General features: G+C 57.4%; 6 protein-coding genes. 2 read left to right on the forward strand and 4 right to left on the reverse strand.

Annotated elements, in window-relative coordinates; genetic code table 11:
* Positions 1 to 26 precede the first annotated feature (26 nt).
* The 4 genes from ppk1 to EI77_RS16250 all read right to left on the reverse strand — a co-directional run bounded on the left by ppk1 (position 27) and on the right by EI77_RS16250 (position 6,445).
* Positions 27 to 2,150, reverse strand: coding sequence for a polyphosphate kinase 1 (gene ppk1, locus EI77_RS16235; RefSeq protein ID WP_166647299.1), 2,124 nt, complete (start codon positions 2,148 to 2,150; stop codon positions 27 to 29).
* A 428-nt stretch (positions 2,151 to 2,578) separates the two neighbouring features.
* Entirely contained in the window at positions 2,579 to 4,123 is a 1,545-nt protein-coding gene (locus tag EI77_RS16240) for a Ppx/GppA phosphatase family protein (RefSeq protein WP_133796345.1), read from the reverse strand.
* Positions 4,124 to 4,213: 90 nt separating this feature from the next.
* A complete protein-coding gene (locus EI77_RS16245) occupies positions 4,214 to 5,275 on the reverse strand; it encodes an ROK family protein (protein ID WP_133796346.1) in 1,062 nt (353 codons plus the stop codon).
* A 168-nt stretch (positions 5,276 to 5,443) separates the two neighbouring features.
* On the reverse strand, positions 5,444 to 6,445 hold the full coding sequence (locus EI77_RS16250) for a response regulator transcription factor (RefSeq protein WP_133796347.1): 1,002 nt from the start codon (positions 6,443 to 6,445) through the stop codon (positions 5,444 to 5,446).
* A 276-nt stretch (positions 6,446 to 6,721) separates the two neighbouring features.
* Here EI77_RS16250 and EI77_RS16255 point away from each other — a divergent pair, with 276 nt between their 5' ends.
* Positions 6,722 to 7,555, forward strand: a complete 834-nt coding sequence (locus EI77_RS16255; protein ID WP_133796348.1) for a hypothetical protein — start codon at positions 6,722 to 6,724, stop codon at positions 7,553 to 7,555.
* Positions 7,556 to 7,682: 127 nt separating this feature from the next.
* A partial coding sequence (locus EI77_RS16260) for a transporter substrate-binding protein (protein ID WP_345778280.1) occupies positions 7,683 to 7,882 on the forward strand: 200 nt, incomplete at its 3' end.

The following is a 7,882-nucleotide window of genomic DNA, read 5'->3' on the forward strand; positions in this document are numbered from 1 at the left end:
TTCACATGCAGCGACGGGCTGGCTGCTCAGACTTTCGGAACGTGGGGGACAAGTACATCGGGGGCTTGATTGCGCTGGCGGAGGCGCTTGATGGCTTCTTTGGCAAAGACTTCCTGGGAGCGTTGGCCTTTGGCGGCGGCGGGGAGGATCCAGGTGCCGTCGGATTTGAGGATGCGGCCACGGGAAGTATCGGCAAAATGGGTCTCCAAGATTTGAGTGAGACGTTTTTTGGCTTCTTTCTCCTCCACCGGCACAAGCAGCTCTACCCGTTTGGAGAGGTTGCGGTTCATGAAGTCTGCGCTGGAGATGAAGATGACAGGTCGGCCACCCTGGCGGAAGTGGTAGATGCGGGCGTGTTCCAGGTAGCGATCAATGATGCTAAGGACACTGATGTTTTCGCTCAGGCCTTTGACCCCAGGACGCAGACAGCAGATGCCGCGCACGTTTAAGCGCACTTTGACTCCGGCCTGGGAAGCTTCATAGAGTGCCTCGATCATCTTGCGGTCTTCGAGGGCGTTCATCTTCAGCATGATCTCGGCTTCTTCTCCCTGGCGGGCGCGTTCGGTCTCACTATGGATCATGGTGAGCAGGCGCTCACGAAGACCAAAGGGGGCCATGGAGATGCGCTCAAAGTGAACGAAGCGTGAACGACCGGTGACAGTATTGAAGAAGGCGCTGGCGTCGCTGCCATAGCTTTGGCGGCAGGTCAGGTAGCTGATGTCTGTATAGAGCCTGGACGTGGCCTCATTGTAATTGCCGGTACCGAAGTGCATGTAGCGCACGAGGTGCCCGGCCTCCCGGCGCATGACGAGGCAGATTTTGGCATGGGTCTTCAGTCCGCGAACACCATAAATAATTTGGGCACCGGCATTCAGCAGGTCTTCAGCACGTTCGAGATTGCGGGCTTCATCAAAGCGGGCTTTGAGCTCTACAAGGACGGTGACGTGCTTGCCAGCTTCGGCTGCGCGAATGAGGGCGCTGATGATGCGGCTGTTTTTAGCGGTGCGGTAGAGGATTTGTTTGATGGCGATGACGTCCGGATCTGCCGCCGCTTCCTCTATGAGATGGAGGACGGGATCGAAGCTTTCATAGGGATGGTGGAGGAGGATGTCGCCGCGCTTGATCGCCTCAAACATGCTTTCTCCAGGTCCAATCTGTGGTGATGCTTGGCTATCCCAAGGTACGACTTTCAGTTCCTCAAAACCGGATAGGCCAGCGATGACAAAATAGGCGCGCAGGTCCAGTTCCCCAGGGATGGTATAGATCTGGGCACCTTTGCCGCCGCAGAGATCACGGATGGATTTGATCAGATCCCGTGGGGCACCATGCTCGATCTCGATGCGAATGGTGGCGCTTTGCAGACGGGCTTCGAGGACGTCCTCCATCTCGCTGGCGAGATCGGATGCGCTTTCGTCATCCACGGCAATGTCGGAATTCCTGCTGATGCGGAAACGGGCGCTGGCGGTGACTTTTTCCGAAGGGAAATAAAGGTGGAGGAAAAGGGAGAGCAGGTCCTCAAGGTTCAGGTAAGCATGGATGCCGCTTTCCACTTCAGGTACGAGAACATGGCGGGAAAGGTTAGACGGCAGAGTAAAAAGAACTAGGCGGCGAGTGGTCTTGCCTTCGGCCTCAGACTGCACGGTGCAAAGAAGGGCGATCTGGAGGGCTGGCACTGAGATGCGCGGTGCATCGTCATCCAGGGCGATGGGTGAGAGCACAGGGAAGATATGCTCAATGAAATAGGCCTCCAGATGCATGCGCTGTGCGGGTGTGAGGTCGCCTGGCATGAGGCGGCGGATGCCTTTTTCCCGCAGCATGGGCAGCAGATCCTTTTGCAGGATGTCATACTGGCGGGCGACGAAGGCGGTGGCGCGGTTTTGAATCTGGTCCCACTGCTGGGTGGGGGTGAGGCCAGCATGATCCTTCACCCGACGGCCCTGCTCCCGGAGCAATTGAAGTGCACCTACGCGAACCATGAAAAATTCATCCAGGTTGGAGGCGGTGATGGCCAGGAATTTTATTCTTTCCAGCACAGGCAACTCAGCACGGTCGGCTTCGGCCAATACGCGCTCATTGAAGGCCAGCCAGCTCAGTTCACGGTTAAGGAAGTGTTCGTCAGTAAAAATCGAGGCGGGCCGGGGCAGGGACATGGCGTATGATTGGGGCAGGGGCCTGGGCGTGCAAGCAACGTTCATGGCCCAGGCTGTGGTTTGAAGTGATACAAGAGTGGGCCGGTGAGGCCGAAGATGGGGATGGGGAAGAGTTTAAAATTTTCCCCATTTGGGGATTTTGGGTCGTGAAAGGTTGAATATGAGGCGTTTGGGCGTGGGGAGGGTTTTCCCCATCTGGGGACGGATGTGGATTTTAGCTGCCTGACTCAGAAGCTGAACTGCCAGGGGCCGGGCTTTCGGGCTGTGAGTGCCCGCTTTGTGATCCGACAAAACCATGCGGGTGCGGTTAATTTCCGGTCGGGCATGTGGACGGACAAGGGGGAAGGGGGGTGACTTGGGCCAAGTGGCATTTTTTCAATGCTGGCTTGGGATAGACCATTCATGCGGTGTTATGCTCAGCCGTGGATTCAGCCTTTGGTTAGTAGGATATCATAGCCATAAATTTCCCGGAAGAGGTCGCACTTGGAGTTGATGGCGATCTGCTCGACCGTGGTGTCATCGACGCCGGGGGTGAGGATAAGGAGGCGGCTACCTTCGGTGCGGAGCTGGATGGTCTTGATGCGCTGGGCATGGGTGCGGTCCAGGGCATCGGCCGTGCGGAGGATGGCGGCGAGTTTGAAGACGACCATGCGTTCCTCCCGGGTGAGGTCGGAGAAGGTCTGGTGATTGGGCTCGGGATTGTAGCGGCGGTGATAACGGGCCAGGAGGGCGACCATTTCGCGGTCGGAGGTACTGAGGCCGAAAATCTCGGTCTGGAGAAGTATATAAAGGCTGTGCTTGTGATGCTCACGCGGGCTGATGAACATGCCGACTTCATGGAGGACGGCGGCGACACGGAGTACGAGCTCGTATTTGCTATCCAGGGCATGGAGGTGCTGAAGCTCCCGGAAAAGCTGCTGGGCGAAGGTGGCGACGTGGTCGGCGTGCTTGCGGTCGGTCTTATAACGAACGCCAATTTCACAGGCGGCCTGGACGACTTCATCCTGGAAATTTGCCGTGTGAGGGCTGGCGGTCATGAGGTCCAGCATGAGCTCGCGCTGGAAGTCCCCTTCGGGGATCCAGAGAGCCTCATCTCCAAAACGTCGGGCGAGGGCGAGATTGGTCTGGAGGGCGGGGACGATGCCTTCACCCCCGGTATAATGGACGTGCAGTTTGCGCACGAGTTCATCGGGATTCAACTGGGCGAGCTTTTCAGTGAAACGTTCTAATTCGGTCTCCGTGATGCGAAAGGCTCCTTGTTTGGCGGGTGCAAGCTCTGCAGCGACACTTTGGATCTCGGCACCGATGGCGACATGGTTATCGATTTTATAACCGGAGTAGTCCTGTGCGAGGTGGTCCACGACGCCACGGATGTGCTCCTCCAAGTGGGTGAGATGCTGGGCGGCCTCGCCATCTGCACCAGCGACGGCTTCACGGGCGCGGTAGATGCCTAACCGATAGTTGCTATAAGCGGAGAGGCGGCCGTTATTGAAATAAAGGGCGCGGGTATTGCCAGGGCCGATGTGGGAAATGAAGGTGTGCCCCTCGCGCAAAGAAGGGTTTTTTTTCAGCATTCGCAGGCCGATCTGATAGACGAGGCGGGTCATGTCGCCATCGTCAATGAGGCGGGCGATGAGTCCTGTGGTGACCTGGAGCCGATTGAGGAAAATTTCGTGATTGGCCGCCTCTGAAAGGATGTTGGTGTTATAAAGGCGGACGTTGGCCAGAGGGAGTCCGTATTCACGGACGGTGAGGAGGTAGTCCTTCAGGATGCCTGCGGCCTGCTCCACGGTGGAGCGGGTGATGGTGCCGAGCCGGAAGATGTCCCGAGCAATGGGGAGTGGTTTGTCGAGATGCTCGAGGAGGCTGAAGGAGCCGGATTCAGTGCGGGTGCCGATGATCAGGGAGAGGGAGGCGGCACCGACGTAAATGATGGCGTGCTCAGTGGATGGCGGAGCGGGCAGGTCTGACATTGTTGCTGAAGGAGGTGGGCGGAAAATCCGTTGGGCGGGAGCGGATGCTCTGGGATGATGAATCGCTGGTTAGGCGCACAAAGGGAGGGTTTATGCAGAGGGTCCCTTTTGATCCCTGAGCCATGCGACACTGCCGATGGCGACTGCACTGCCGCCGAGGGTAGCCAGGGAGTATCGAATGCCTTTGGTGAGACCGGGAAGGGCGTAACGATCCACTTCCTCCTTGAGGGCAGTGAGGTAGAGCTGGGGCATTTCCTCCACCAGACCTCCACCGAGGGTGATGCGGTCTGGGGCGAGGAGATTGACCACGGTGGCGATGCCCATGCCCAGGTAGGTGATGCTGTTGCGGAAGATGGTGATGGCGGCTTGCTCCCCGGAGGTATAAGCAGCGGAAAGGGCTTTGCTGCGGATATCGCGCAGATTTCCACGCGTCTTTTTATCGAGCTCCGGCAACTGGCCGCGATAACAAGCGATGCCTGCCTGGGAGGCAATGGCGAGGCGGCTGGTCATGTCCTCCAAGAGCACGGCCCCGGGGATGGGGCTGCCGAGGTGGGTGCCAGGCATGTAAATCATGCCCAGTTCCATGGCGGAAACATGGCGGCCCATGACGAGCTTTCCATCATACACAAAGCCGGAGCCTACTCCTGTGCCGGGGAAGATGCCGAGGAGGGAGCGTGAGCCCTTGCCGGAGCCGAGCTTGTACTCGCCAAAGGTGCCTGCATCCACGTCATTGAGGACGGCGACGGGTTTTTTGAAGGCGGTCTTGAGGATGCCACTCAGGCCCATGTTGTTCCAGCCCAGGTTTGGAGCGCTGAGTAGGATGCCTTTTTCTGTATTCACCAAGCCAGGGCAGCCAATGCCGATGCCCTGGAGGCCAGTGGGATCCACCCCGGCGGCGGCGATGGCCTCGTGGATGACGGTGACGATTTTCTTGCGGCCTTTGATGGCGCCATCAGAACCGTTGGTGGATTTGCGTGCGCTGCCGAGGAGGTTGTAATCTTTATCCAGCACGCAGGCGAGCATCTTGGTGCCGCCAAGATCGAAACCGATCCAGAAGGGAAGGGATTTCAGTTCAATGACGGGAGCGACCTTGGCCTTTTCCTTGCCGGGCTTTTTCCCGGACTTTTTTTTGAGAGGGGCTTTGGCTGGCATAGTATGAGATGTGGCTGTCTATGCCTATTGAGCACGGGCTTGCCTCTCGCGGCAAGCAACAATCCCTGGGGTGTGCCAATTGAAAGCGCCTCCATTTCGGAGGCTTTGGCGCCGGATATACCAGCTTTTGATGCTCCAGTTTCCCACGGAGCATGCGACCTGCCCGGCTCAAATACTCTTCATGCTGGCAATGGCAGCTGCGAAGCGATTGGTGACATTGAGTTTTTTAAACACGCGATCGAGGTGATTCTTGACGGTGTTTGGGCTGATGGAGAGCGCTGTGGCTATCTCGTCATTGGACTTGCCTTCGGCGAGGCATTTCAGTACTTCAAGCTCACGGCGTGAGAGTGAGGCGGTGGATGCAGTCTCGGCAGCGGAGGGTAATTTTGGCTTGATGAAGAAGAGGCGGTGGCCTTTGCCCGCGAGTGGAACGAGCCAGGTGGTGAGCATGATGCCGTTGATTTCCAGATCCTGGTTGCAGGGTAACTGCGAGGTTCCCGAGGGAATGTTTTCCAGGTAGGATAGGAGGGGGCCTGAGAGGAGGTCTCCACGTTTAAGCGGGATGGTGAGGAGTTTTTCCGCTGTCTCAATGGCCTGCAGGGTGGCTCCGATGAGGCGGTGGGATGAATTGATGATCAGCATGGCCCCACTGAGTGTTTTTTCGATGGTGGCGATCATCTCCAGATTTTGACGGGAAGGGCGCTGGATGGCTTCCTCCGCCAGTTCGTTGAGGGCGAGATCTATGCCGAAGGAGCCAGTGTCTCCATTTTCAGAAATGATGGTGGCGGATGCGCCGACAAGGAGGCGCCAGCCGTCATCGAAGGACTGGGCACGCAGGCTGATCTTGGCCTTGGGCATGCGCTGGTCCATCATGGGCTGCCAGTCGCCGGGCGGTGGAAGAGGGCAGGGTTCCTCCAGGAAATCCATGTCTTCATCGAAGCGCTGGCTGCGGCGGATGTAGCGGGTGGAGATGGCTTTGGTGCTGAGCTGGGATTCCTGGGCCTTTTTGGTTTCGCTCTCCCAGCAGACCCAGGTGGCGAAACAGATGCTGTTAGCGATGAGCACCTGCTTGAGTATCTCACTTTGCACGGACCTATCGGCCAGGCCAAGCGAGGCTATCCCGTCCATGATGCGGGAGAGTTTATCGACAATTGTAGTTAGCCAGTTCACTGAGGCAGCCCAAAAGCATTCTCCAGGCCACAAGCCCGGGGGATATGGTAGGGTATGAGCCAAAGGTGTCAAGAATAGGATGTTCAGACTAATAGGGGCCCTAAAACCCCCGGCACTGGTCCTTTAGAGCCCAAGCCGCCCTGGGGCAGGGCGCTGGCATATGGGGTGCTGAATGCATCACCGCTGACTGTCCTGCGGTTGATCGCTTTTTGTTAGGCGAGCGTGCTGCCAGAACAGATGGCAAAATCCATCAATACCCAAACAACACACCATACGATGAAATTGATACTCCCTTATCAAAGTCTGCTGCGCAGTTCCCTGCTCGCAGTACTCTCTGCCGCAGCACTCCTGACGGCCGGGCAAACACAGGCTGGCACGCCATCCGGCAAAGCTCCGGAACCGATTGTGGAACCCGAAGCTCCCTTCATCACCGGCAGTCTGTCGCTGATGGTGGACACCCACTTCGTCTCCTACGGTCAGGATGTCTGGGCCGCAGGCCAGTCCTGGCAGGATCCTCTTTTCCACCCTTCCATTGAACTCAACTTCAATCTGGGCGGCGGTTTCTCCTTCATCCTCGGCAGCTGGTGGGATGTGAATGACAACGCTGTTTCCGACATCGGTAACCGCATCCAGGAAGTGGACGTGTGGGCTGGTATCAGCTACGCGGCCGGCGACTGGAAATTCACCCTCCTTTATCAGGACTGGATGTATTCTGAAAGCACCGAGCAGATCGTTGATTTCAAGATCTCCTACACACACTTCCTGAACCCATACTTCCTGATCCACAGCCGTCCAGACGGTGGTGAATTCCTGGAGTCTGTCGGCTTTGATGACGGCATCGTCGCTCAGGTCGGTATCGCTCCTGGTTGCAGCATGGGCCCAGTGTCCCTGTCCTTCCCTGTGGCCGTGTCTTATGACACGAAAAACTTCCATGGTGGCCAGGCCGGTCTCGGCTTCGCTTCTGCTGGTGTCACGGCTTCGATCCCTCTTACCAAGGCCATCACTGCCAGCATCGGTGCGACCTACTACTACACCAACGATCTCGTGATCCCTGGCAACCCTGATGAAGGTTTCGTCATGGGCAGCGCCGGTATCACTGTCGTGTTTTAATCCATCTCCAAGGCAGGCGGAAACCGGTTTTCCGCCTGCTTCCTGTTCTTTCAGCGCCTCTCTCAATTCCTTTAGCAACGTCATGAAAAGAAACCAATTTCTTTCCCTCCTTTTTCCTGCCCTGGCCATGGCCAGCAACCTGTCATCCCTGCATGCCGAGGAGACTGTCAAGGTCGGCATCCTGCACTCACTGAGCGGCACGATGGCCATCAGTGAAACGTCGCTTCGCGACATCCTGCTTTTTACTTTCGATGAGATCAACGCCAAGGGCGGTGTGCTCGGCAAGAAGATCGAGCCTGTGGTGGTGGACGGTGCGTCCAACTGGCC

The organism is Prosthecobacter fusiformis (genome assembly GCF_004364345.1).
GTDB lineage: Bacteria > Verrucomicrobiota > Verrucomicrobiia > Verrucomicrobiales > Verrucomicrobiaceae > Prosthecobacter > Prosthecobacter fusiformis.

Bases quoted from the DNA above. Each gene is read 5' to 3' on its own strand.
- ppk1 (WP_166647299.1), bottom strand. From the start codon at position 2,150: ATGTCCCTGCCCCGGCCCGCCTCGATTTTTACTGACGAACACTTCCTT.
- EI77_RS16240 (WP_133796345.1), bottom strand. From the start codon at position 4,123: ATGTCAGACCTGCCCGCTCCGCCATCCACTGAGCACGCCATCATTTAC.
- EI77_RS16245 (WP_133796346.1), bottom strand. From the start codon at position 5,275: ATGCCAGCCAAAGCCCCTCTCAAAAAAAAGTCCGGGAAAAAGCCCGGC.
- EI77_RS16255 (WP_133796348.1), top strand. From the start codon at position 6,722: ATGAAATTGATACTCCCTTATCAAAGTCTGCTGCGCAGTTCCCTGCTC.